The organism is Hoeflea sp. AS60 (assembly GCF_038900115.1).
Lineage (GTDB): Bacteria > Pseudomonadota > Alphaproteobacteria > Rhizobiales > Rhizobiaceae > Hoeflea.
The window spans coordinates 331,357-355,122 of sequence record NZ_JBBMQP010000002.1; the positions used below are offsets into that span (position 1 = coordinate 331,357).

Consider the following 23,766-nt stretch of genomic DNA (forward strand, 5'->3'; position numbering starts at 1 on the left):
ATCAAATCGAAATGCCACTATAGGAGCTGGGAAACGTCTCGCCTTGATGTGCGTCAACGTTGAGTGCGATGCGATTGGATCCGGTTCGCCTGCCTGAGAGAGAGCCGTTCCGGCTCGTTCAAGGCCGGTCGAGAATGAAGTCAGGTATGATGCCTGATGTCTCGATGGCGCTGTCGGGGTCGGAGCCGTCGAAGAAGCCGTAGCCCTTAATCAGTGCGGTTCTGAAGCCCGCAGCACTGCCGCCCAGAATATCGGTGTGCAGCGTGTCGCCGACCATGACCACACGATGGTCGGGCGTGCCCGGCCGGATGCGCTGGCGTGCGAGGTCGAAGATCGCCGGAAAGGGCTTGCCGTAAAACACCGGCTCCACGCCTGTGGCTGAAGCCAGCCGGTGGGCGTAATGACCTGGTTCGCGCGACAGGCCGGATTCCACCGGCGCGACCAGATCGGGATTGCCGACCAGAATGTCGCGCGGGTTCTGCCTGAGCGCCTGTTCCAGCAGCGACTGCCGGGGCTCGCTCCAGGCCGAGGCGCCCAGCATCAGGAAACCTTCGGCCTCGGCATAGGCTGCCGGGTCGTCTTCCAGAAAGATGGCGCCTTCGGGAAGTTCCTCGTGGCCGAATTTGGGCGCGGCCACCATGCCCCATTTGCGGTGTGCATGGTCGCTCAAGCCGCCCAGCAGCGCCATTCGGCTTGAGACAACGTCCCTGGTGTCGAAGCTGTAGCCAAGCCGTCGGTAGCGCTCTTGCAGTACTGAGGATGGGTAGCCTGCTGCATTGGTGACCACGAGCACCTGCTTGCCGCGCTGCCTCAGTCCGTTGACGCGGTCGACCACGCCCGGGATGGCTGTTTCGCCAATGTTGAGCACGCCGAAAGCATCGAGCAGGAAAACATCGAAATGCTCGGCGATGGCATCAAGGTCCTGTGCGCGTTCCGAGCCTGCTGGCGCTCGCGGTGCGGGTAGCCGATGGCGGATAGATTCATATTCGGAGAAGGCGACGGCAGTGTCCGCGCCTTCAAGGATTGCTGATCCGGTACTCAAATGATGGCTCCACGCACTTTGGCCGAGACCCATTCGCCTACCACGACCGCGAACAGGATGACAATCAGGATCAGCGTTACCTGCGGCCAGGCCAGCGTGTTGAGCGAGGACTGCAGCTGCAGCCCAATGCCGCCGGCGCCGACAAGGCCGAGAACAGTAGATTCGCGGATGTTGATGTCCCAGCGGAAGACGCTGATGCCGGCGAAAGCGGGCATGATCTGCGGGACGATGCCATAGGCCATCACTTGCCATCGGCTGGCGCCGGTGGCGGTGATCGCCTCTACCTGGGTGGGGTCGATCTCTTCGATCGCCTCGTAGAGCAGCTTGGCGCAGAAGCCGATCGAGCGGAACGCGATGGCGAGCAGACCGGCAAAGACGCCGGGACCGATGACGGCGACCAGCAGCAGCGCCCAGATCAGCGAGTTGATCGAGCGGGTGGCAACGATAATGAACAGCGCCACAGGCCTGATGAACAGGGTGCTTGGCGTAGTATTGCGAGCGGCGAGAAAGGCCACAGGAACCGCCATCACCAGGGCGAGCAGAGTGCCCAGCGTCGCCATATTGAGCGTGTCCCAGAGCGGGCCCCACAATTTGTCCATGTAGGACCAACGGGGCGGCATGGCGCGTCCGCCGATGTCGGCGGCAATGCGCGGCGCATCCCAGACAAAGAACCAGGTGGTGGCTTCGGAAATGCGCTGCCAGCACCACATGAAGATGGCGACGCCGACGAGATAGGCCGCCCACCTTGTGATCGTCTGATTGCGGTTGCGCAATTGCCAGATCTTGGCGCCTTTTGCGTCAGTTGATACCGGCATTATTGCACCTTTGCCCTGATGACGCCGGAGAGATATTCCAGCACCATGACGGTGACGATGATGATCAGCAGGATTGCCGCCGCCGTGTCGAATTCGTAGCGGTCAAAGGCGGTGTTGAGCGTTGCGCCAATACCGCCTGCGCCGACCAGCCCGAGGACCGCGGATTCGCGAAAATTGATGTCGAGACGGTACATCGACAGACCGATCAATCTTGGCATCACCTGCGGCTGAACGCCGTAGTTGATCCATTGCAGCCAGGTCGATCCGGTGGCACGGATTGCCTCGGCCTGGACCTTGTCCATCTCCTCGATGTCTTCGGCCAGCAATTTCGCGAGAAAGCCGATGGTGGCGAAGGACAGGGTGAGAAAGCCCGCGAGCGGTCCGAAGCCGAAAATCGCCACCAGCAGGATGGCGACAATGATCTCATTCAGTGCCCGTGACAGCGCCACGATGGCGCGACAGACGAGATAGACCGGCAGTGGCGCGATGTTACGTGCGGCGCCCAGGCCTATGGGAATGGAAATGGCAATGCCGACTACGGTCGACGTGATGGTGATGATCACGCTTTCTATGATGCCGGCGCGGATGTCGGTGCCGCGCGAGACGAAATCGGGATTGAAGAAAGACGCAACGAAGGCCCAGCCGCGGCTCATGCCTTCGGCCACGCGCGACCAGTTGACCTCAATCGAGGCAACCGCGAGCACGATATAGATGGCAGCGCCGATGAGCAGGCACCAGCGCAGCGTCGGATTTGAGATCAGTGGCGGTTTCTTCCAGGCAGTACCAAGCCTGCCTTCAAGCGTGACATCCGTCATGCAACCGGTTCCTCGGCTTCTGCTTCCTCATCATCCACCTCCCGGATGGTCGCCTGCCAGTCTTCCTCACCATAGATGTTGGTGAGAACGTCCTCGGTCATCTCGGTCGGCTTGCCGTCAAAGGCCAGTTCGCCAGCCTTGAGGCCAACAATGCGCTCGACGAACATCTGCGCCAGCGCCACATCGTGAATGTTGATGACGGCGGCGAGACCGCGCTCGGCGCACAATTCGCAGATCAGGCGCATGATCTGCCGCGAGGTTTTTGGATCAAGCGAGGCGGTCGGCTCATCGACCAGCAGCAGGCGTGGATCCTGGATCAGGGCGCGGGCGATGCCGACGCGCTGGCGCTGGCCACCCGACAGCTCGTCGGCGCGCTTGTCGGCCATGGCCAGCAGCCCGACACGGTCAAGCAGGCGAAAGGCTTCGTCGATGTCGGATTGCGGGTACTTGCGGAAATAGGAGCGCCAGAAGCCGACGTAGCCCAGGCGTCCCGAGAGCACATTCTCCATCACCGTCAGGCGTTCTACGAGGGCGTATTGCTGGAAGATCATGCCCATCTTGCGGCGCATCTTGCGCAGCGCGCCGGAGCTCAGCGCTGTCACATCAGTGCCGTCGAGGATCACCGAGCCCGCGGTGGGCTCAACCAAACGGTTGATGCAGCGGATAAGTGTCGATTTGCCTGCGCCTGAAGGTCCGATCAACGCCATGACCTGGCCCTTCGGGATGGTCAGCGTCACGTTCTGGAGCGCCTTGTCGCCGGTGCGATAGGTCTTGGTCAGGTTCTTGAGTTCAAGCATGGGGCCCCGTCATGAAATGAAAACGGCGCCGCGCGAGATGCACGGCGCCAGAGGGAAGGGGATTACCCGCAGGTGTACTCAACACCATTGGCCGCGTCGATCTTGCGAACGACGTCCCAGAAATCCTTGTAGTTCATTTCCAGGAACTGGCCTTCGTTGGACTTTTCGAACTCCTTCTTCAGCGATGAGCCTTCCCATGGGAAGGTGAAGAAGGCTTCCTTGATCTTTTCCTGCAATTCGGGCTTGAGGTTATAGACCACGCCGAAGCCGGTGGTCGGGAAGGTCTGCGACTTGTAGATCGACTTGACCTGATCGGCCTTGATCACCTCACGCTCGATCATTCGGTGCATCACCGAGTTGGCGATGGCCGCGGCCGGATAATCCTTGTTGGCCACACCCAGGATCGAGTTGTCGTGCTTGCCCGAGAAGGCAGGCTCGAAATCGGTGCCCGCGACCATGCCGTATTCAGCTTTCAGCAGGGCTGACGGCGCCTTGAAGCCGGAGTTGGATGTTTCAGACGTAAAGGCCATGGTCTTGCCCTTGATGTCCTCGACCTTTTCCACGCCCGAACCGGGGTAGGTGATGATTTCCATCTCGTAGCCGAAGCCGCCATCTTCCGAGGCCATGATGGTGAACGGGCGGAAGCCGGCGCAATTGACGGCAAGCGGGTTGGAACCGGTGTTGAAGCCGGCGATGTGCAGGCGGCCCGAGCGCATGGCTTCAATCTGTGCTGCATTGGACTGAACCGGGAAGAACACGGACTTCTTGCCGGTGATCTTGTCGAGATGGGTCAGGAAATCAGCCCAGGCTTCCTTGTAGACGGCGGGGTCTTCCACCGGTGTATAGGCGAAGATCAGCGTGTCCGGATCGATCAGTTCCGCCTCGTCGGTCGGTATGTCGGCGATCATGTCGCCATCGACGTCGCAATAGCGCGCATCCAGCGTGCCGCGCTCACAGTCGGCGGCGGATGCGGCAAGCGGTGCGGCGATTGTCAGAGCGACACCGGCGATGGTGCTCAAGAATAATGATTTCAGTTTCATGTCAGTCCTCCCAATTGGCTTTTCGTTTCTCCTGCGGAGACTATTCTGGCTCAGCGGCGAAATGGCAAGCGTTTATGACAGGTCATCTGTTTGAATTCACAGGCGGGAAGGGGATCGCGGCGCGCGGATCCGGTCTCGTTAGAGACGGTTTTGTGGCTGCAAATTGAAAATAGCGACATGAAAACGGAGCTGTAACGAAATGGCGCGACCGGAGCCGCGCCATCAAGAAACTGTGGACGGATAGTTTCAGGCTTCAGACGGTACCGGGAGCCCTCCGGCGATCACAGCATTTGAGCCTTGTTCACCAGATCCTGTTTTTCGGGATATTTGGAGATGTCGACGCCCTGTTCCTGCAGTGCCTCGCGCAGCTCGGTTTCCGTCAGGGCCTCGATTGCTTCCGACGTCATTTTCATGAAGTTGATCTTGCGCTTGACCGGCGGGTTGGTGTCGCCGAACACGCTCTTGTTTTCGAACGCGAATTCCTCGGCATACTTGCCCATGAAGAAGCTCAGGAACGTGTTGATGGCGGGCCGCACGCGCGGGTCATCGGTCATCTCGCCCTTGCTGGCTTCCAGCGATTCCAGCATCAGCTTGGTCCACAGATGCGCGCCCTTGTCCGTCATCACCTGAAAGGCGTTATGGGTGTGATGGAAGTTCAGCCGGAAATCCCCGCCATGATAGGCAGGGCCGCCACCCATCACATCAATCCACATCGATGACTGGGTCCGAATGTGATGCTCGACGCCTCCGATGCGGGCGAAGGCCGAGGCAAACCACTGCTCGTCCCTGAACACGCGCCTATAGAAATCGCTGACAATGCTGATCATCGGCTCCGGGCCAAGCACCGAGAACAGCTGCCAGAACTGGATCGGCTTGGTCATATCATTGGAGGCCTCAAGCGACATGATCTGCGCAACCCGGTAGGCATCCTGGGGCAGAAGTTTTTTCGCAATGGCTGAATGTATGTAATCCAGCTGGATCTTTTCAGACATGTAGCCATGTCTGGTGGGAAAGGTCGGATAGTTCAATCGGCTCACGCGGCGCGCCTTTACACTTAAATGATTTTCGGTTCGGTATCTCACGCCTATTTAGGCAAGCGGCTTTGGTAATACAAATACCGATGTGGCAGTCTGCCTGAAGCGATTTGAACGCGGCCCGTCTTTTTTGCTTGTAGCTATAGCGACTAGAGGGATTAAACCGGGCGCAATGCAACACCAGCGCACAGGCGGAACAAGAGAATGGCAGGCCATCATCACCATCATGTCGATCCCGACGCAGGCGACGCGCGCGTCTTCTGGGCGGTCATCGTCAATCTCGGGCTGACGGTGGTTCAGGTCATCGGCGGTGTCCTGTCAGGCAGTCTGGCGATGATCGCTGACGCCATTCACAACCTGTCGGACGCGATGTCGCTGATCATCGCGTTCTTCGCCCGCAAGATCTCACGCCGTCCCGCCGACAGCGCCATGACATTTGGCTATGGCCGGGCTGAAGTGGTGGCTGCGCTTGTCAATTACACCACGCTGATCGTGATCGGGATCTATCTGATCTACGAGGCGATCATGCGGTTCATCGAACCTTCGGGTGTGGATGGCTGGCTTGTGGTGATCATCGCCTGCGTGGCCCTTGCCGTCGATCTGGCGACCGCCCTTCTGACCTATTCGCTGTCGAAGGACAGCGTCAACATTCGTGCAGCTTTCCTGCACAATGTCTCCGACGCCTTGGGCTCTGTTGCCGTTATCCTCGCGGGAACCCTGATCATTCTTTATGACTGGCATATCATCGATCCGCTGGTGACGCTGATGATCGCCGGCTACATCCTGTGGATGTCTTTCTCCGAAATCGGCGGCGTGATCCGCATCCTCATGCTCGGCAGTCCGCCCGCGCTTAGCGCCGCACACGTGATCGCCGCCATCGAGGCGCTCGACGGCGTGACTGGCGTGCACCATGTCCATTTGTGGCAGATGCAGGAACACGAGGCCGCGCTCGACGCCCACCTCGTCATCGCGACGGGCCGCTGGTCCGAGGCCGACGCGATCAAGCAGGCGGTGAAGACGGCGCTTCACGATCAATTCGACCTTGCGCACACGACACTGGAGCTCGAATGCGCGGCGCATGCCTGCGTGGGTGCCGAGCTGATCGGGTGAGACGAACGCACGTGTCTGGCCTCTAGCCCGTCACTCCGGATCGGGCCGGCGTCAGACCCGCGTCACCGCGGCGAGGAACTCCCCGTATTCCAGCTTCAGACGCCGGAACCTTCCCAGCCTTTCCACGTTCTTCCATCGCACGAGCCCGGCGCATTTTTAGCGCGACACCGACCCTAACGAGATGGAGAGCCTCATGGCGAGAAAGACCGACGACGGCCGCAAGAAAACCGTGCTGGGAGACCAGACATTCGAGCGCGGCTCGGGCGGGGAGACCCATCAGACGGCCACGGGCGACATCCCGACGCTCACCACCCAGGTGGGCACGCCGGTGGCCGACGACCAGAATTCGCTGCGCGCCGGCCGGCGCGGGCCGACGCTGGTCGAGGATCAGCATTTCCGCGAGAAGATCTTCCATTTCGACCATGAGCGCATTCCGGAGCGCGTGGTGCACGCCCGCGGCTTCGGCGCGCACGGCTATTTCGAGGCCTATGAGTCACTGTCCGATATCACCAGGGCCGACATCTTCCAGCGCCCCGGCGAGAAGACCGAGCTGTTCGTGCGCTTTTCGACGGTGGCCGGCAACAAGGGCTCGGCCGACGTGGCGCGCGACGTCCGCGGCTTCGCCGTCAAGTTCTACACCAAGGAGGGCAACTGGGACCTGGTGGGCAACAACATCCCGGTCTTCTTCATCCAGGACGCGATCAAGTTCCCCGATCTGATCCACGCCGCCAAGCCCGAGCCCGACCGGGAGTTCCCGCAGGCGCAGACGGCGCACGACAATTTCTGGGATTTCATCTCGCTCACGCCGGAATCGATCAACATGGCGCTGTGGATCATGTCCGACCGCACCATCCCGCGCTCATTCCGCTTCATGGAAGGCTTCGGCGTCCACACCTTCCGGATGATCAACGCCGAGGGCAAGTCGAGCTTCGTCAAGTTCCACTGGAAGCCCAAGCAGGGCCTGCAGTCGGTGGCCTGGAACGAGGCGCTCAAGCTCAATGGCGCCGATCCGGATTTCCACCGCCGCGACCTCTGGTCGGCGATCAAGTCGGGCGATTTCCCGGAATGGGAGCTCGGCTTGCAGGTCTTCGACGACAAATTCGCCGAAGAGTTCGAATTCGACGTGCTCGATCCCACCAAGATCATTCCCGAGGAACAGGTGCCGGTGCGCATCGTCGGCCGGATGGTGCTCGACCGCTGCGTCGACAATTTCTTTGCCGAAACCGAGCAGGTGGCGTTCCAGACCGGCAATATCGTGCCCGGCATCGATTTCACCAATGATCCGCTGCTGCAGGGCCGGAACTTTTCCTACCTCGACACCCAGCTGAGCCGGCTCGGCTCGACCAATTTCAACCATCTGCCGGTCAATGCGCCGCGCTGCCCGTTCCACCACTTCCAGCAGGACGGCCACATGGCCTTCCACAATCCCAAGGGGCGGGCCAATTACGAGCCCAATTCCTGGGGCGAGGAGGGCGGTCCGCGCGAGAACCCTCAGATAGGCTTCACCAGCCACCCCGAAGAGATCGAGGGACCCAAGGGCCGCCACCGCTCGGAAACATTCGCTGACCATTACAGCCAGGCGCGCCAGTTCTACCTGTCGCAGACCGAGGTGGAGCAGAGCCACATCGCCGACGCCTTCGTGTTCGAATTGTCCAAGGTCGACAAGATGTCGATTCGCGAGCGAATGGTGTCGCATCTGCTCAATGTCGACAAGGACCTCGCCAAGGAAGTCGGCGAGGGACTGCGCCTAAAGACCATGCCCAAGCCCGCCGATGCGGCGCGACCGACGCTGATGGAACTCGAACTGTCGCCGAAACTCTCGATCGTCGCCAATGGGCCGCAAAGCTTCAAGGGCCGCAAGATGGGCGTGCTCGTCACCGACGGCGTCGATATTGAGCTGGTCAAGGCGCTGCGGGCGGCGCTGAAGAAGGAGGGCGCGATGATCGAATTCGTGGCGCCCCATGTCGGCGGCGTGGAAGCCAGCGACGGCACCTGGATCGAGGCGCAGCAGAAGATCGACGGCGGTCCCTCGGTGCTTTACGACGCGGTCGCAATCCTGGTGTCGGAAACCGGTGTCGGAGCTCTGGCCAAGATGCCGCCGGCGCGCGATTTCGTCGCCGACGCCTTCGCCCATTGCAAGTTCATCTCCTATTCGGCCGCGGCCCAGCCGCTGCTCGAAAAGGCCGGGATCTGGGCCGATCTCGACGATGGCTGCCGGGAGATCGGCAAGAAGGCCGATGTCTCAAGCTTCATCGAGCTCTGCGGCGGCCTGCGCTTCTGGGACCGGGAAAAGGCGCTCAAATAGACCTTCGCAGAAAAGGGTCCGCGTCAACCGACGCGGGCCCACTCACTGCGCCGCATCCAGGTACAGCGCCGCAATCCTGTCCCGGACCACCTTCTTGTCGTCCTTGAGCAGGTGCCTGACCATCTTGCGGACCTGGTCGTGCAGCCGCGCCGACTGGGCTGCCATGCAGGTGCGCAGGACCATGATTTCTTCAGCGCTGCCCACCGCATCCGGGTCCGCAACAATCACCGCCTCAAGTGCCGCTAGATCATGATCGTCGCCCAGCGCCTCTCCGGCAAGATCGGCGACATTGGCGCGAAGCGCCATTTCGCCGGGCCATGCAGGGCTCATGAGCTGCACATGCATTCTGTGATACTTGATGCGCTTGCGCAGATCATGCCAGTCATCGGGATCATCGCTCTCGTCGGCGTTGGCAAGCGCTCTGACCGCGCGACAATAGTTTTTTGCCAGTCCCTTGGCGAGAAGCGTGATGGCCTTGTCGCGCTTGCCCGGCAGGCGCAGCTCGCCGAGCGCCGTAATCCCTTGTTCGCAAGCGGCGATGGCCGCATCGATCCTGCCCTCGAGATCGACCTGTTGCACGCTGATACGGTCGCGGCGCACGGCCATGCGCTCGCGGACAGCAAACAGAGCCTCGTGGTTTTCAGCGGTCGCCTCGGTTGCGATCAATCTGTCGAGCGTCTCGACAATCGCTGTGGCGTCGCGCACAACCGAGAGCGAGTGGGCGATGTCGCGCACCCGGGCGTTTTCGCGGGCGCAAAATTTCGGGCCGGCGTCGCGAACAATACGAAAAAGTCCGCGCAAGCGTTTGAAACATTTGCGCGCGTCATGGATAGCTTCATAGGCGCCGCCACGCCGCTCGCCAAGAATGCCGATCGCCTTCCGGTACTGCGCTTCAGCCACATGGCTGACCTCACTGGAAAGCCTCTCGCCCGGCCTGATCCGGTAGCTCATCGCCCCGGTTCCTTGCCCATGCCCTCAATCGCCAGCACAGCATTGCTGAAGGTGCGGTCGCCGGTCACCTCGCGCCCGAGCCAGGACGGCAGCGCCGGATCATCATCCTCGGAACGCATCTCGACCTCGGCGATCACAAGCCCCGCCAGCGCTCCGCCAAACACATCGACTTCCCAGACGAACGGGCCTGCCGGTATGATGTGGCGCGTCTTCTCGATCATCCGCCCGCGGCTTTCATTCATCATGGCCTGCGCATCGTCGAGCGGTATGGGATATTCAAACTCGTCGCGGGTCATCGCCGATGCGCCGACCTTGACGGTCAGTCTCGCCTGATTGCCATCAGTAATCCGCACCCGCACCGATGTCTCGCCATCGACGGCAAGATAGGCCTGGACGATGGTTTTCGATGCCTCAACCGCGTCGCGCCATGCGTCACCGTCAACGATAAACTTGCGTTCGATTTCCTTGGCCATTGAGCATTTTTGACCGAAAGCTGTGTCATTTGCAATTGGGAGGCGGGCTCATCACTGGCTTCGAACAAAAACCGCCCCCGGCAGGAAATGATCTGCCGGAGGCGGAAGGCGCTGAAAACACCTTTGGACTTGAAATTGTTGCGATCTGGCTGAGTGCGGCTTTATCAGGCGGCTTTTGCCGACTGCGGCTTCTCGGTGGTCACGTTCTTGCCGATGGTATCAAGTGCCCACTGCTTGATCTGGGCTTCGAGTTCGACATTGCGCTGGCGCAGGGCGTCGACTTCGACGTCCATCTTCTCGCGCTCTGCCTGATGGATGGCGTCAAGCTCGGCTTGAAGCTCCTGATTGCGGGCCTTCAGGGTTTCGATGTCCTGGCCGTTCATGGAATCCATCTGGTTCTGCAAGGTCAGAATCTGCGATGTCATTTTGGATTTGGATTCCGTCAGCGACGTGATCTGGGCTGCGAGCTCGTCGAGGTCCGCGCCGGCTTTTGGCGTCATGAACAACGCGGCAATTGCAAAAATCGTGAACAGCGGGACCAGAACAATGGAGGACCCGGCGAGTGTGTGCAGCAGGTTCGCGTGTCCGACATCGAACATGGCCGCGAAAAACAGGCCGCCCAACGTGATTGCTGCGACACCGAGAACTTTCGAAATCAGGCCCATCATGCCGCCTTTGTTGCTCTGAGCCTTGCTTTTTTCTGATTTCTGGGCAGCCACGACGAACTCCTAACGCGATAACAAACAGATTGTTGATATTGACCAGCGCAGGAATGGGGCGCGCCCGATGGGGCAGCGGTGACATGCAAACGCGGTCAGAACCGGTATTCCAACATGCCTGGATCGGAATTGATCAAAATGGCGGGCGAGAGTGCATCATGCGTTCCCTAACAGGAATCTCGCACGTTCAATCTACCAGCATGGGTTTAAGGAAAGGTGAAAACCTGCCTGTTTGTCTCCCGGAAATTCAAGGTGCCGCGCCGCGCCATTAAAAGGTCGCGCGGCGCGGTCCGGGTTACATGCGATCCAGGTTGTTGGGCTTCTTGGCATTGACCTGGGCAGGGTCTGCCGTTTCGAAACAGGCTCCGGCCTCCATCCGCGCCATCTTGATCAGATAGGACAGGAACTTCATGTCCGTTTCCGGCGACTTCTTGCTCAGGTTGCGCGAAAGTTCATAAGCGCCTGCCAGCAGGCCCTGGATCTTCAACAACGCAATGGTGTCGTCGATGCTTGCCGGTTTGTTGCTCATGAGAGCGCCTCGATCAGAGGGCGGTGCGATGGCTTTATAAACGGTAGCTGCGTGCCCTTTCGGATTACCAGCGGGCGGTCGATGGATGCGTGGAGGCGGCCATTTTTCAGCGCGGTTTCCGTAACCTCTACATAGGCCACCAAGCACCAGTCGCCAGACAGGATGCGCGGCAGACCGGCGGGGATGACTTTCCAGCCCAGATCAAGCCAGCGCTTGAGCAGGAACTGCTGCAAAACGCCACCGGTGTGGGTGATCCCTTCATCAAGGCAGTATTCCATCACTGCGCAGAACATCTGGCCCAGAATGCCGGTGGCGCCGACGCCGCGATATTCCGGCAGCACATAGGTGCGGGTCCAGTCGGCCCATTCCGGACTGCAGGGAAGGCCGATGTTCTCACACATGTGCGGGAACTCTTCCGACACAAGGTTTGGAATGGTCGTTGGCATCAGCCGGGCCGAGGTGACCACCCGGTCCTCCAGCATTCCTAACAGATAGGTGGCTTCCGGCGTGTCGAAGGGATCCAGCTCCAGACCGTCATCACTGATCGGCACCCAGCGATTGGCTACCGCGTAGTAGTCGTGGCGGCGTCTGAGAAACTCTTCGAATTCGCGTTCGTAGAGATGCTTGTTCTGAGCATTGACAACATGAGCTTCGATCATCTTCGTCTCCCCTTATATCTGGGAGAGGAAGGTAGGCTCGCCTTCTAGTGGATGTCGCCTAGCGATTCCGCCAGTTGACCAAGGGTGATCTCACCTTGTTGAAGTGCCCTGGCGACAGCGTGAATGGTGTTGCTGGCGTTGAGCTTGGTGCGGATCTGGGCGGTGTGAAAGCGCACCGTCTTCTCGCTGATGCCGAGAATGACCGAAACATCCCAACAGGACTTTCCCGCAGAGGTCCACAACAGCACTTCGCGCTCGCGCGATGTCAGTTTGCCTCGTGTCGGTTGTTTCTCCTGACGTCGTTCGATGGCCGAAGAGGTATACACCGCCATCAGGTTGAGCGCGCCGCGGTCCTTCGGGCTCAGCTTCAGCTTTGTCGAGGCGCCGAACGAAATGGCAGAGAGCCATTCATCGCGAGAGAAAACCGGGACGATGTAGCCGTCCGTCAGGCCATGCTCTGCAGCTTCCCCAGCCACCTGTGCGGCGCCGGCCTTCGAGGAAAATTCAGGTTGCACTTCCTGCCATGCGAAAGGCGACATGGTTGAAAACATCTGCTGACATACGGCGTCTCGCTTGGCGTAGTCGCGTTCGATATAGCGGTCCCACCATGCTTGCGGAAACCGGTTGGTTTTGACCAGCGGCTCGATCGATGTGTTTTCGACCGGGAGGCCGGTGTAAATCATATGCTGAAAGCCGTAATCGCCGACGACCTTTAAGAGATCGTCAAGCAGGTCATCCACCAGAATGTGGTTGTCCACCCGCTCAATGAATTCGAATACCGCCTTTTCCTGCACGCCCATTTGGATAATCCGGTTGCGTTGGCCTGCAAATGGCCTGAATCACTTGTTAATGGCTGACAGCGTAACCCGTAAAATTATAGTGCGCAAACTTCAAATACTTTTGCAATGAGCATTGTTATTATTCTGATATTCTGGATAAGTTTGACTTCTAATTAATTAGCTTTTCGAGATCTTGGTTGTTGTTGCGCAAGATTTTTCTCCATACCTTGATGCATGTATCAATATTGGAACCTGGCAGGACGCAATAAGCTGGACCGTCTGCCAGCCGTGGGTTGTCGTTCGGGCTTGTCGCATCGGGCGGATCTCTTCGGAATTGCCGCTATTGCCTTGGCTAGGGATAAGTCCGTTCGGCGATGGGTGTTGTCTCGATGAGGTTTTCAATCGCTGCAACAAGAACGCGCTCGGCCGGGTTCATGCTGCGGCGCGGGTTGGTGACAAAATGAATGTCGGCGACCGGCAATCCTGTATAGGGCGGCAACGGCCAGAGAAGGCCTGCGTCGACATCGCGCGTTGCCACATGAACCGGAAGCGCGCCCACTCCGATCCCGGCAACGATCATGCGGCGAACCTCGGGAAGGTTTGCGGATACACCCTTGATCACCGGATTGAGCAGCGCACGCTCGCGCAACTGGCCGAGCAGGATCAGTGGGCCGCTTTCGACTTCGGTCTGAAACGAAACCGAGTTCTCGCCCTGCAATTCAGACAGCTTGATCTGGGTCTTGCCGAAAAGCCGGTGATGCGGGCCACAGTAGAGCGCAAATTGTTCGCGGTAGAGCGGCACGGCCGAAAGCAGCGGGTCTGGGTCTCGCATCAGGCAAATGCCCAAGGTCGCCCGGTTCTGCCTGACGCGGTTGAGCACTTCGGAGCTTTCGGCAATCGCAATCGAATAGGTGACATCCGGATTTTGTGAATTGAATTCGTGCAGAACGTGATCAAGGTGCCGGGAGACGACATGGCTGGTCATGACCATATTGATGTGGCCGCTTACATGCCGCTGTGCCTTGTTCAGCAGGCCCGGTATCTGCGACACAGCGCCGAACATGGCGTTGCATTCCTGATAGAGGATCTGGCCGGATTCGGTCAGGGCAAAATTGCCCGGCCGGCGGTCCACCAGCGATACACCGACCGTTCGTTCCAGCCGCTTGAGCGCGCTGCTGATCGTGGGTTGCGTCACCCCGAGATAGTCCGCGGCACGGGTGAGACCCTTCTGGTCGACCACGATCATGAATGTCCTGAGCAGGTTCCAGTCGAGGTTCCAGGGAAACCGTTGTTCGTATGGCTGCATCATAAATCCTGTTTATAGTCTGGATTGATATTATCTGTTTGATCCATAGTAAATTGCCATGCGACAAAATGGGAGATGCGTGTCTCGGTGATTGGTGTGACCGGGTAAGGTTCCTGGATCAGGGCATGGTTTTCGAAGAAGACCCGCGCGAGGTGATCTTCAGGAACCCGGCCAATCAGCGCATGAAGAACTTCCTCCGAAAATACCTCAAAGGACAGCATTAGCGTGAAGACCAGCGGCAGAGATCTGAAGTCCAATCTTTTCTACCAGTCCCGTCTGACCCGGCCGATGCTCGACCGGTCGGAGGGTATCTATCTCTATGACACCACCGGTAAACGCTATCTCGATGGATCGAGCGGCGCGATGGTGTCCAACATCGGCCATTCCAACGCCAATGTGCTCACCGCTATGAAAGCGCAGATGGACAAGGCCACTTTCGGCTACCGGCTGCATTTCCAGAACGAGGCGGCTGAAACACTGGCGCGGATGACCGCCGAACGGATGCCCGAGGGCCTTGACCGGGTGTTTTTCGTCTCGGGCGGCTCGGAAGCTATCGAAAGCACCATCAAGCTTGCCCGGCAATATGCGCTGGCAATTGGGCAGGACAGCCGCTGGAAGGTGATTTCGCGGTTTCCCTCCTATCATGGCGGCACGCTGGGTGCCGTGGCGCTCACCGGCTACGATCCGCTGACCAAGCCGTTCGAGGCGATGTTCCGCCCGATGCCGAAGATCGCCGCGCCGCTCTGCTATCTCGACCGCGACAATCTCTCGGACGCGGACCGCGGGCTGAAATACGCCGACATGCTGCGCGACGAAATTCTCGCACAGGGTCCGGAAACGGTTCTCGCCTTCATAATGGAGCCCGTCGGCGGCGCGTCGACTGGCGCGCTTGTGGCGCCCGACAGCTATTACGGCCGTATCCGCGAGATCTGCGACGAGTTCGGCATCCTGTTGATCTACGACGAGGTGATGACCGGGGCAGGGCGCACCGGCAAGTTCGTGGCATCCGAGCACTGGGGCGTGATCCCGGATATCGTTGCGCTGTCGAAGGGCTTTGCCGCGGGCTACTCGCCGCTGGGTGCGATGGTTGCGCAGAATGTGATCGTCGACAAGGTGCTCGACGCCGGCGGCTTCATGCACGGCTTTACCTATGCCGGCAATCCGCTGGCCTGTGCTGCCGGTTGCGCGGTTCTCGAAGAAATGGACCGCCTCAATCTGGTCGAAAATGCCAGGGTGATGGGCGACCTGCTGAAGGCGGAACTCACCAAGCTGATGGACCGCTATCCGTTCATTGGCGATGTGCGCGGCAAGGGTTTGCTGCTCGCGTTCGAACTTGTCTCCGACCGCGAAACCATGGTGCCGCTGCCAAAGGCGCTCAACGCCTACAACCGGCTGGTGGATATCGCTTACGAGCGCGGGTTGATCATCTATTCGCGCCGCACCCGTGGCGGCCATGAGGGCGACCATTTCCTGGTCTGCCCGCCGCTGATCATCACCGCTGAGCAAATAGGTGAAATCATCGGCACCCTGATCGAGTGTATCGATGCGATGGCAGCAGAGATAAACCTGCCGGTGAACCGGTAATGCCGGCACTCGATAAATCCACGACGATGACAGAAGCCATCGCCCAGATCGGCGATGGCGCACGCGTCATGATCGGCGGCTTCGGCGTGCCCGGAACGCCGTTTTGTCTGATCGAGGAGCTGGTTCGGCATGGGCCAAAAGGCCTCACCATCATCAAGAACGATGCAAATGAAGCCGCAATGGGCGTCGACTGGCTGCTTGCCGCAGGCATGGTGAAACGTCTGATCACCAGCCACATCGGGCTCAATGCCAATGCCATCCGGATGATGAACGCCGGCGAGGTCGAGGTTGAATTCGTCGCTCAGGGCATACTCGCCGAACGCATCCGCATCGCGGGCGCCGGGTTGAAGGGCTTTGTCTCCGACATCGGCATGGGAACGCTTCTGGCCGAAGGCAAGCAGAGGCTCGAGATCGACGGCAAGACTTATCTGTTTGAACCCGCAATTGAGGCGGATTTCGCGCTGGTCCATGCGGCCCGCGCCGACACTGCCGGCAATCTCGTCTATGAGGCGACCGCGCGCAATTTCAATCCGCTGATGGCAATGGCGGCGGAATGCACGATCGCCGAAGCGGAGACCATCGTGCCAATCGGTGTGATTCACCCCGATGCCGTACACACGCCTGCGCCCTTTGTCGATCACCTGGTTGCCCTGCCTGAACTTCCGGAGGTGTACGGTGTCGTCAAGCGCTAAGGACAGAATGCTGCGACGAGCAGCGGCGGATATCAAACCCGGCATGACCGTCAATCTTGGCATCGGTCTGCCGACCCAGGTTATGAACTTTGTCGCGCCTGATTGCCCGGTCTGCCTGCATGCGGAAAACGGCATTGCCGGCGTTGGCGGGCTGGCGGCGCCCCGTCACGCCAACCGCAATCTGATCGATGCCGGTGGTGGTTACGTCACCTGCGCGCCCGGCGGATCGTTCTTTGACAGCGCGGTGTCGTTTGCGCTGGTTCGGGGAGGTCGGCTTGATCTTACCCTCCTTGGTGCTTTTGAGGTGGCCGAGAATGGCGATCTTGCCAACTGGATCATCCCGGGCAAGTTCGCGGCCGGCGTCGGCGGGGCAATCGAGCTGGCACAGAAGGCCAGGCGCGTTGGTGTTCTCACCACCCATACCGACAAGCACGGCAATCCGAAGATCCTCAAACGCTGCACCCTGCCGTTGACTGCCGTGGGCTGCGTTCACCGCATCTACACCGACATGGCCGTCTGTGATGTCAAACCCGACGGCCTGCATCTTGTCGAGATCGCTGAAGGCGTTACGCTCGCCGAGGTGAGGGACGCCACCGGCGCGGGTTTGATCGTCGCCGACGGACCGATGCCGACATTCTAGGAACGGACAGACCCATGACCCCGGACGATGAGACAGCAATTCTGAACGCGGTGGATGCGGTGTTTGACCGCGAGATCGAGTTTCTCGCCGAACTCACCTCCCACCCGTCCACTCGTGGCAGGGAACAGTCGGCGCAGGACTTCATGGCGGGCGAACTGGCGCAACGCGGCTACGCTGTTGACCGTTGGACCATTGACGTCGCTGACATCGCGCATCTGCCGGGATTCTCGCCGGTGATCGGCAATTACGAGGATGCGGTCAATGTGGTCGGCACCCACCGGACCCGCGGCGGCAACGGCAAGAGCCTGATCCTCAACGGCCATATCGATGTGGTGCCCGAAGGCCCGCTCGACATGTGGGACACGCCGCCCTTTGAGCCGCGGATCGAGGACGGCTGGATGTATGGCCGCGGCGCCGGCGACATGAAAGCGGGTCTTGCCTCAAACCTGTTCGCGCTCGATGCGCTTCGGCACCTGGGCTTTGCACCCGCAGGCGACGTGTTCATCCAGTCCGTGGTCGAGGAGGAATGCACCGGCAATGGCGCGCTCGCCTGCCTGCAGCGTGGTTATACTGCCGATGCGGCGCTGATCCCCGAGCCGTTCGAGGAAAAGCTGGTGAAGGCGCAGCTTGGCGTGCTCTGGTTCCAGGTGCATCTCAAGGGCATCCCGGTTCACGTTGCCTATGCCGGCAGCGGCTCGAACGCCATAGAGGCTGCAATTCCGCTGATTGCAGCGCTGCACGAGATGGAGCACCGCTGGAACGCCACCGACCGCCGCCACGGCGCCTATGCCGGACACAATCACGCGCTTAATCTCAATATTGGAAAAATACAGGGCGGCGACTGGACCAGTTCGGTTCCGGCCTGGTGCGTGTTCGATGTGCGGATGGGCCTGTTCCCCGGCCAGAACCTCGAAGACGCCAAGCGTGAGATCGAGGCGGTGCTGGCGGAGGCCGCGCAGGGCCATCCGTTCCTGAGCAAAAACGCGCCGGAAATCATCTATCACGGCTTTCACGCTGAAGGCTATGCGCTGTCGGAGGACGGGTCAGCCGACGCCACCCGCGCGATCTCGGCGCTTGAAACCGCTCACCGGACGGTCACCGGCAAGCCGCTCGACAAGATCGCCATCACCGCCACCACCGACGCGCGGTTCTTCGGGCTTTATGCCGGCATTCCGTCGCTGGTCTACGGACCTAGGGCCGAAGCCATTCATGGGTTCAACGAGCGCGTCGAACTGGAATCTGTCAGGCGGGTCACGCAGGCGACAGCCTTGTTCATTGCCAGTTGGTGTGGTCTGGAAAAGATCTGAGGCGCATACTGGCATGCAATGCGGCAATATGCGGGCCTGAGTTATTCCTGGCGATATGCGCCGGGTGGTGTCTTGCAACCACCGATCAGCCCCAAAGCTCGATAGTCCCGAGGAGAGACACCGAACTGCTCACGGAAAATCCGTGAGAAATGCTGCAAATTGTTCAGGCCCCAGCGCATGGCGATGGCGCTGACGGTCCAGCCTGCGAACTGCGGATTGCGCAAGTCCGAAGCCACGCCGGCAAGCCGCTGCTCGCGGATCTTGCTTGCAACCGACGTTCCTTCGGCCTGAAACACCTCGCTCAGGCGTCGGATCGAAATTGACAAGGCGGCAGCGATTTCGGCGCGATCGAGCTCCGGATCCCTCAGGCGCTGGGCGATGATGGTGTCGGCTTGATGAATCAGTCGCTGCTCTGACGCGGTGCGGATGTCGCCTGCGCCCCGAAGGGTGGTCAGTCCTGTTGCGCACAGGTCGATGATGCTGTCTTCAAGGCAACGGCTGGTGATGGCATTGGCGCTCGCCTGCGCCTCGACCAGTCGTAACACGCTGTCGCGGACAAGGCCGCCAATCTGCGTGGCTCCGCTGACTGTCATCCCGGTGAGCAAATCGGCATTGGGCAATCGTTGCAGCATCTCTGCTTTGGGAATCTGGACGACAAGCTGACGGAAACCGTCAGGTAGCGTCAGATCATAGGGTTCGCTGGAACTGTAGAGCGCAAAGTCGCCATAGCCGAGTTCGGCCCTTCGCCCGCATTGCTCGACAAGACCCTGTTTTTCCAACTGAATGCTGAGCAGGAACCAGTCGTCGCTCGCCTGTCCGATATCGCGTTTGCGTCGGCGTACCAGCTGCTGGCTTCCGGAGACAAAGGACGTTGAAATGCGCGGCATCCGGTTCAACCGGATCTCCCCGACAAAGTTGGTTTGCGCATTGGACGTGCATTCAAGGCGAACATAGGTGTCGCAGACAGCCTCGCGCCAGAATGCAAATCTGTCGCGCTGATGAACCGTGTTGGTGGTCAGGTGGATGCCGGTTTCGATCAGTTCAGCCTCCATTGTTCAGGTTCAAGAATTGACCAATTCCGGCGAAAATCAAGCGTTTTTTTCGTCTGCCCAGAATCACAAGTTTGCTCGCCCAGTCAGTAAAGTGTGCTGCTCTCGCGGATGACATTCTGTTTGACGATGGAAATCCAATAAAAGGGAACAGATATGTCAGGATCATTCAAAGTTGCAGCAGTGCAGGCCGCTCCGGCTTTTCTCAATCTGGATGCGGGCATCGACAAGGCCGTCGGGCTCATCGAGCAGGCCGCCGCGCAGGGCGTCAAGCTGATCGCGTTTCCGGAAACCTGGTTGCCCGGCTATCCGTGGTGGATCTGGCTTGATGCGCCAGCCGTCACCATGGCTTACGTCATTCCCTACAATCTCAATTCGGTCGAACGCGGCAGCGCACAGGACAAGCGGCTGGCCAAGGCCGCGCGGGATAATGATATTCAGGTGGTCATGGGGCTCTCCGAACGCCACAACGGCACGCTCTACATCTCGCAATGGCACTACGGCGCCGATGGAGAGATCATCTCGCGACGCCGCAAGCTCAAGCCAACCCATGTCGAGCGGACGGTGTTCGGTGAAGGTGATGGCAGCGACATGGTGGTCAAACCGACGGATCTGGGTCGGGTTGGCGCGCTGTGCTGCTGGGAGCATCTGCAGCCGCTGAACAAATACGCCATGTATTCGCAGAACGAGCAGATCCACATCGGCTCGTGGCCCAGCTTCAGCCTCTACAAGGGCGGCGCCTACGCGCTTGGCCCTGAGCTCAACACTGCGGCGAGCCAGATGTACGCCGCCGAAGGCCAGTGTTTCGTGCTTGCGGCCTGTGCAACCGTCAGCCAGGATATGTTCGACATGCTCTGCGACACGCCGATGAAGCAGCAGTTCCTGACAACTGGTGGCGGATTTGCCCGGATATTCGGGCCGGACGGCTCACCGATGGGCAACGTACTTGATGAACATGAGGACGGTCTGGTGATCGCCGAAATCGATCTCAACATGATTTCGATCGCCAAGGCGGCGGCCGATCCTTGCGGGCATTATTCGCGGCCGGATGTTTTCCGGTTGATGTTCAACCAGAAGCCCAGCCCGGTGGTGATGTCGTTTGAGAACGATGCAGCGCGGGACATCGCTGAAGCCGCGGAAGAACAGCTCAGCGTGATGCAGCAAGCTGCTGCCGAATAAGCACCAGGCCCTCTGTTCCCGTCAGGACGCAAGGTCCATCCCATTCGGGGCAGGGGGCAGCTCTCTGTCAGAAGGATTTTCGAGATGCTTACAAGCGACGAGTTTTACACAGATGCGCAACGCGAGCTGCAAGCCCGGCATGACAGCGTCAAGCTTGCCAATGTGGTGGTGCAGGCGATTGTCCGCGACGAAATCGAGGCGCCGCATGTGCCGTTCATTGAAAGCCGCGACTTCTTCTTTCTCTCGACCGTCAGTGCGGGAGGCGAGCCGACGGTGAGCTACAAGGGCGGAGCCGCAGGACTGGTCAAGGTGCTGGATTCGCGCACTCTGGTATTTCCGAACTATGACGGCAACGGCATGTTCAAGTCGATGGGCAACATTTCCGAAGCCGCGAAGGTCGGTCTGCTGTTCATCGATATGGAAACGCCCAACCGGATCCGGGTGCAGGGAAATGCAAAGCTGTCACCCGAGGATCCCGAACTGGCGAATTATCCCGGCGCCAACATGCTGGTGCGCGTGGATGTAACCGCCTGCTTCCTCAATTGCGCGCGCTATATCCACAAGCACAAGCGGGTCTCTCAAAGCCCGTATGTTCCCGACGACAAGGGAGAACAGCCGTTCCCCAGCTGGAAGCGGATCGACATGGTGCAGGATGCCTTGCCCGCCAGGGACAACGGCCGCGCCGCTGCGGAGGGTGGCACAATTACGTTTGACGGCTATGTTGAGAAACTGATGGAAGGCACTTCCTGACGAGCAGGCTGCCACTTCATGCGGATGATGACTAAGTCCTTCCAACAATATCGATTGCGGTTCAAATTACATTGGTTAATCTGAATATGTGCATTTGAAATGGAAACGGGAGGACTGACATGAGACACCTGGGAGGAATGCTGGCGGCGCTGTTTGCGATTGCCATGCTGGCGATGCCATCGATTGCGGCTGCGGCCGAGCACAAGCTGGTGCTGCAGATCAGTGACAATGATGCCGACAAGATGAACACGGTGATGAATGTGGCTGCGAACGTGTCGCGGCTCTATTCTGAGCGCGGCGATATGGTCGACATCAAGGTCGTCGCCTTCAATGCCGGCCTGCACATGTTGCGTCCGGATACATCGCCGGTGGCTGACCGGATCACCAATTTCGTGGCCAGCATGCCGAACGTACATTTTCAGGCCTGTGACAACACCAGGCAGGCGATGGCGAAGAAATCCGGCAAGGACGTGCCGATTTTCGAGTTTGCCGAGGTGGTGCCTGCCGGTGTGGTCACGATCATCGAGCTGAGTGAAAACGGCTATACGATCGTTCGTCCCTAAACCGGGCACGTGTTAAATGAGCCGCCTGCTTCCCGCAGCGTCTTTGCCACTCCAGCCGGAAGGGCAATGCAGCGGGGCAGGCGGCTTTTTCATGCATTCAATTCAGCTGCCCCGGGTCCGCTTGGCTTCGGCCAAGACCTGAAGAACAGCGGCCTTTACCTCCGCGTCCTGCGCCAGCACAGCCTGGCTCAGCGTGTGCAGCCGCTCGCGCGTGTCATGCAGCTGGTCGAGCAGGTCAAGGACAACCGGCAACGTCTCTTCCTCGACATCCATGTCGTAGCGCAAGGTGCAGATCAGCCGGACGCGGGCAAATTGCAGCTCGCTGAAGGTCGGGTGTCCCGCCTCTTGCGCCGCTTCAACCAGCGCATCGCGGATCCAGCGTTCCAGATCCTCGCGATGCAGTTCGGGAACCAGCGAAATCACCTCTTCCAGATTTCTCATGACAGCATCTCCTTGCGAGGATTTTGTGCATGCTCGGGTGTCCAGCCTTCAAGGAATGCCGACAGTTCCGGCTCATTGCCATCGGGCAGCACCACCTTGAGGGTGACGTAGAGATGACCTCTCACCCCGGTTTTCCGGTTTTTGATGCCGCGGTCCTTGAGCCGCAGCTTGGCGCCGGTGTTGGAGCCTTTCGGCACCGCGAGGCTCACATGGCCGGTCAGCGTCGGAACCTCGATCTTGGCGCCGAGAACCGCTTCCTTCAGCGTGACCGGAACCTCGAGATGGATGTTGTCGTCCTTGCGGACAAAATGCGCATCGGGTTCGATGTGCAGTTCGATATAGGCGTCGCCAGCGGGGCCGCCGCCAAAGCCCGGGCCGCCCTGACCCTTGAGCCGCAATGTCTGGCGATCTTCTGCCCCTTCGGGGATGGTGACCTTGAGTGTCTTTCCATCGGGTAGCTGCAGCGTGTTCACTCCGCCCTTTGCGGCGTCGAGGAAGGAAACGCGCAAGGTATAGTTCACGTCCTGACCTGCCGCCTTCATGCCGCCGGGACCACCGCTGCGCCTGCCGCCCATGCCGCCACCAAAGGCGCGGGCGAGAAATTCCTCGAGATCTTCATTGCTGGCAAATCCGTCCTGGCTGGCGTGGAAACCCGATGATTGCGGGCCTGCATGATCGCGATAATACTGCTGCTGTTTTTCCGCACCCGATGCATCGATCTCGCCGGCATCGAAACGCTTGCGCCGGTCCTTGTCCTTGAGGAACTCATAGGCGGCTGCGATGTCCTTGAATTTGGCTTCGGCCTGCTTGTCATCAGGATGCAGGTCGGGATGGTACTTCTTCGCAAGCTTCTTGAAGGCGAGCTTGATGTCCTGGTCAGTCGCCTCCTTTTTCAGCCCTAGGGCTTCATAAGGGTTCTTCATTCGGTTTGCTCCAGCATTGGCCGCCACTCATCTTTCTGCACTCGTGCCCAAGACAGACATCTGGTGTGTTTTTGGTCGCATGCAAGGACGGCCAGCTCAGTGTGATCTGCATTGTGGACATTTTTAGCATTGCGGCTTGAGGGACCGCATTGAGCTTGATCAATCAGGGATTGGTCAATGCGCGCGTGTCCGGCCTGCAGCACGACGGGTTTAACCTATGCTGCGGCAAGGCTGCATGCGTTCACGGCTTGGGCCGGTATCAGG

General features: G+C 59.7%; 26 protein-coding genes. 9 read left to right on the forward strand and 17 right to left on the reverse strand.

The features are described 5' to 3' along the window. Positions 1-118 precede the first annotated feature (118 nt). From WNZ14_RS11855 to WNZ14_RS11880, 6 genes are all read right to left on the reverse strand, one after another. Positions 119-1,042 (reverse strand): HAD hydrolase-like protein, encoded by a 924-nt coding sequence (locus WNZ14_RS11855; RefSeq protein WP_342868863.1) that lies wholly within the window; start codon positions 1,040-1,042, stop codon positions 119-121. Further along, the gene (phnE, locus tag WNZ14_RS11860) at positions 1,039-1,857 is read right to left on the reverse strand and encodes a phosphonate ABC transporter, permease protein PhnE (protein ID WP_342868864.1); all 819 of its coding nucleotides are present in this window, start codon (positions 1,855-1,857) and stop codon (positions 1,039-1,041) included. Before phnE (WNZ14_RS11860) ends, WNZ14_RS11855 begins: the two co-directional genes overlap by 4 nt. Then, positions 1,857-2,672: a phosphonate ABC transporter, permease protein PhnE gene (phnE, locus tag WNZ14_RS11865; RefSeq protein ID WP_342868865.1), complete on the reverse strand. Its 816-nt coding sequence runs from the start codon at positions 2,670-2,672 to the stop codon at positions 1,857-1,859. Before phnE (WNZ14_RS11865) ends, phnE (WNZ14_RS11860) begins: the two co-directional genes overlap by 1 nt. Further along, positions 2,669-3,469, reverse strand: a complete 801-nt coding sequence (gene phnC / locus WNZ14_RS11870; RefSeq protein ID WP_342868866.1) for a phosphonate ABC transporter ATP-binding protein — start codon at positions 3,467-3,469, stop codon at positions 2,669-2,671. The genes phnE (WNZ14_RS11865) and phnC overlap by 4 nt, the downstream gene beginning before the upstream one ends. Positions 3,470-3,531: 62 nt before the next feature. Beyond that, a complete protein-coding gene (phnD, locus tag WNZ14_RS11875) occupies positions 3,532-4,509 on the reverse strand; it encodes a phosphate/phosphite/phosphonate ABC transporter substrate-binding protein (RefSeq protein WP_342868867.1) in 978 nt (325 codons plus the stop codon). Positions 4,510-4,790: 281 nt separating this feature from the next. Further along, the gene (locus tag WNZ14_RS11880) at positions 4,791-5,546 is read right to left on the reverse strand and encodes a hypothetical protein (RefSeq protein WP_342868868.1); all 756 of its coding nucleotides are present in this window, start codon (positions 5,544-5,546) and stop codon (positions 4,791-4,793) included. A gap of 201 nt (positions 5,547-5,747) precedes the next feature. Between WNZ14_RS11880 and WNZ14_RS11885 the strand changes: the two genes are divergently transcribed. Together WNZ14_RS11885 and WNZ14_RS11890 are read left to right on the forward strand one after the other, a co-directional pair. Further along, positions 5,748-6,653 carry a cation diffusion facilitator family transporter gene (locus WNZ14_RS11885; protein ID WP_342868869.1) on the forward strand — a complete coding sequence of 302 codons (906 nt, stop codon included), beginning with the start codon at positions 5,748-5,750 and terminating at the stop codon, positions 6,651-6,653. Positions 6,654-6,846: 193 nt separating this feature from the next. Beyond that, complete coding sequence (locus tag WNZ14_RS11890) at positions 6,847-8,958, forward strand: catalase (RefSeq protein ID WP_342870217.1); 2,112 nt, start codon at positions 6,847-6,849, stop codon at positions 8,956-8,958. A gap of 42 nt (positions 8,959-9,000) precedes the next feature. On the opposite strand, the gene WNZ14_RS11895 is transcribed toward WNZ14_RS11890, so the two are convergent. The 8 genes from WNZ14_RS11895 to WNZ14_RS11930 all read right to left on the reverse strand — a co-directional run bounded on the left by WNZ14_RS11895 (position 9,001) and on the right by WNZ14_RS11930 (position 14,595). Next, a complete protein-coding gene (locus WNZ14_RS11895; RefSeq protein WP_342868870.1) occupies positions 9,001-9,909 on the reverse strand; it encodes a CHAD domain-containing protein in 909 nt (302 codons plus the stop codon). Continuing rightward, the gene (locus tag WNZ14_RS11900) at positions 9,906-10,382 is read right to left on the reverse strand and encodes a CYTH domain-containing protein (protein WP_342868871.1); all 477 of its coding nucleotides are present in this window, start codon (positions 10,380-10,382) and stop codon (positions 9,906-9,908) included. Before WNZ14_RS11900 ends, WNZ14_RS11895 begins: the two co-directional genes overlap by 4 nt. A 164-nt stretch (positions 10,383-10,546) precedes the next feature. Further along, complete coding sequence (locus tag WNZ14_RS11905) at positions 10,547-11,101, reverse strand: hypothetical protein (RefSeq protein ID WP_342868872.1); 555 nt, start codon at positions 11,099-11,101, stop codon at positions 10,547-10,549. A gap of 295 nt (positions 11,102-11,396) precedes the next feature. Beyond that, positions 11,397-11,630: a hypothetical protein gene (locus WNZ14_RS11910; protein WP_342868873.1), complete on the reverse strand. Its 234-nt coding sequence runs from the start codon at positions 11,628-11,630 to the stop codon at positions 11,397-11,399. Then, positions 11,627-12,289 (reverse strand): acyl-homoserine-lactone synthase, encoded by a 663-nt coding sequence (locus WNZ14_RS11915; protein WP_342868874.1) that lies wholly within the window; start codon positions 12,287-12,289, stop codon positions 11,627-11,629. The genes WNZ14_RS11910 and WNZ14_RS11915 overlap by 4 nt, the downstream gene beginning before the upstream one ends. A 44-nt stretch (positions 12,290-12,333) precedes the next feature. Beyond that, positions 12,334-13,089 carry a LuxR family transcriptional regulator gene (locus WNZ14_RS11920; RefSeq protein ID WP_342868875.1) on the reverse strand — a complete coding sequence of 252 codons (756 nt, stop codon included), beginning with the start codon at positions 13,087-13,089 and terminating at the stop codon, positions 12,334-12,336. A gap of 331 nt (positions 13,090-13,420) precedes the next feature. Then, on the reverse strand, positions 13,421-14,374 hold the full coding sequence (locus tag WNZ14_RS11925) for a LysR family transcriptional regulator (RefSeq protein ID WP_342868876.1): 954 nt from the start codon (positions 14,372-14,374) through the stop codon (positions 13,421-13,423). Next, positions 14,374-14,595: a hypothetical protein gene (locus WNZ14_RS11930; RefSeq protein WP_342868877.1), complete on the reverse strand. Its 222-nt coding sequence runs from the start codon at positions 14,593-14,595 to the stop codon at positions 14,374-14,376. The genes WNZ14_RS11925 and WNZ14_RS11930 overlap by 1 nt, the downstream gene beginning before the upstream one ends. A 67-nt stretch (positions 14,596-14,662) precedes the next feature. On the opposite strand from WNZ14_RS11930, the gene WNZ14_RS11935 reads away from it, so the two are divergent. Genes WNZ14_RS11935 through WNZ14_RS11950 form a run of 4 tightly spaced genes read left to right on the forward strand, consistent with a single transcriptional unit; the run spans position 14,663 to position 18,597 of the window. Continuing rightward, on the forward strand, positions 14,663-15,958 hold the full coding sequence (locus tag WNZ14_RS11935) for an aspartate aminotransferase family protein (protein ID WP_342870218.1): 1,296 nt from the start codon (positions 14,663-14,665) through the stop codon (positions 15,956-15,958). Then, positions 15,958-16,650 carry a CoA transferase subunit A gene (locus WNZ14_RS11940; RefSeq protein ID WP_342868878.1) on the forward strand — a complete coding sequence of 231 codons (693 nt, stop codon included), beginning with the start codon at positions 15,958-15,960 and terminating at the stop codon, positions 16,648-16,650. The genes WNZ14_RS11935 and WNZ14_RS11940 overlap by 1 nt, the downstream gene beginning before the upstream one ends. Before the next feature lie 7 nt (positions 16,651-16,657). Beyond that, complete coding sequence (locus tag WNZ14_RS11945) at positions 16,658-17,290, forward strand: 3-oxoacid CoA-transferase subunit B (RefSeq protein WP_342868879.1); 633 nt, start codon at positions 16,658-16,660, stop codon at positions 17,288-17,290. A gap of 14 nt (positions 17,291-17,304) precedes the next feature. Next, the gene (locus WNZ14_RS11950) at positions 17,305-18,597 is read left to right on the forward strand and encodes an ArgE/DapE family deacylase (RefSeq protein ID WP_342868880.1); all 1,293 of its coding nucleotides are present in this window, start codon (positions 17,305-17,307) and stop codon (positions 18,595-18,597) included. Positions 18,598-18,638: 41 nt separating this feature from the next. On the opposite strand, the gene WNZ14_RS11955 is transcribed toward WNZ14_RS11950, so the two are convergent. Continuing rightward, on the reverse strand, positions 18,639-19,649 hold the full coding sequence (locus WNZ14_RS11955; RefSeq protein WP_342868881.1) for a helix-turn-helix domain-containing protein: 1,011 nt from the start codon (positions 19,647-19,649) through the stop codon (positions 18,639-18,641). Positions 19,650-19,802: 153 nt separating this feature from the next. Between WNZ14_RS11955 and WNZ14_RS11960 the strand changes: the two genes are divergently transcribed. From WNZ14_RS11960 to WNZ14_RS11970, 3 genes are all read left to right on the forward strand, one after another. Continuing rightward, positions 19,803-20,825: a carbon-nitrogen hydrolase family protein gene (locus tag WNZ14_RS11960; RefSeq protein WP_342868882.1), complete on the forward strand. Its 1,023-nt coding sequence runs from the start codon at positions 19,803-19,805 to the stop codon at positions 20,823-20,825. A gap of 84 nt (positions 20,826-20,909) precedes the next feature. Continuing rightward, on the forward strand, positions 20,910-21,575 hold the full coding sequence (locus WNZ14_RS11965) for a pyridoxamine 5'-phosphate oxidase family protein (RefSeq protein WP_342868883.1): 666 nt from the start codon (positions 20,910-20,912) through the stop codon (positions 21,573-21,575). Positions 21,576-21,694: 119 nt separating this feature from the next. Next, on the forward strand, positions 21,695-22,138 hold the full coding sequence (locus WNZ14_RS11970; protein ID WP_342868884.1) for a hypothetical protein: 444 nt from the start codon (positions 21,695-21,697) through the stop codon (positions 22,136-22,138). A gap of 102 nt (positions 22,139-22,240) precedes the next feature. On the opposite strand, the gene WNZ14_RS11975 is transcribed toward WNZ14_RS11970, so the two are convergent. After that, a complete protein-coding gene (locus tag WNZ14_RS11975; RefSeq protein ID WP_342868885.1) occupies positions 22,241-22,579 on the reverse strand; it encodes a hypothetical protein in 339 nt (112 codons plus the stop codon). Further along, on the reverse strand, positions 22,576-23,502 hold the full coding sequence (locus tag WNZ14_RS11980) for a DnaJ C-terminal domain-containing protein (protein ID WP_342868886.1): 927 nt from the start codon (positions 23,500-23,502) through the stop codon (positions 22,576-22,578). The genes WNZ14_RS11975 and WNZ14_RS11980 overlap by 4 nt, the downstream gene beginning before the upstream one ends. Between the last annotated feature and the right edge of the window lie 264 nt (positions 23,503-23,766).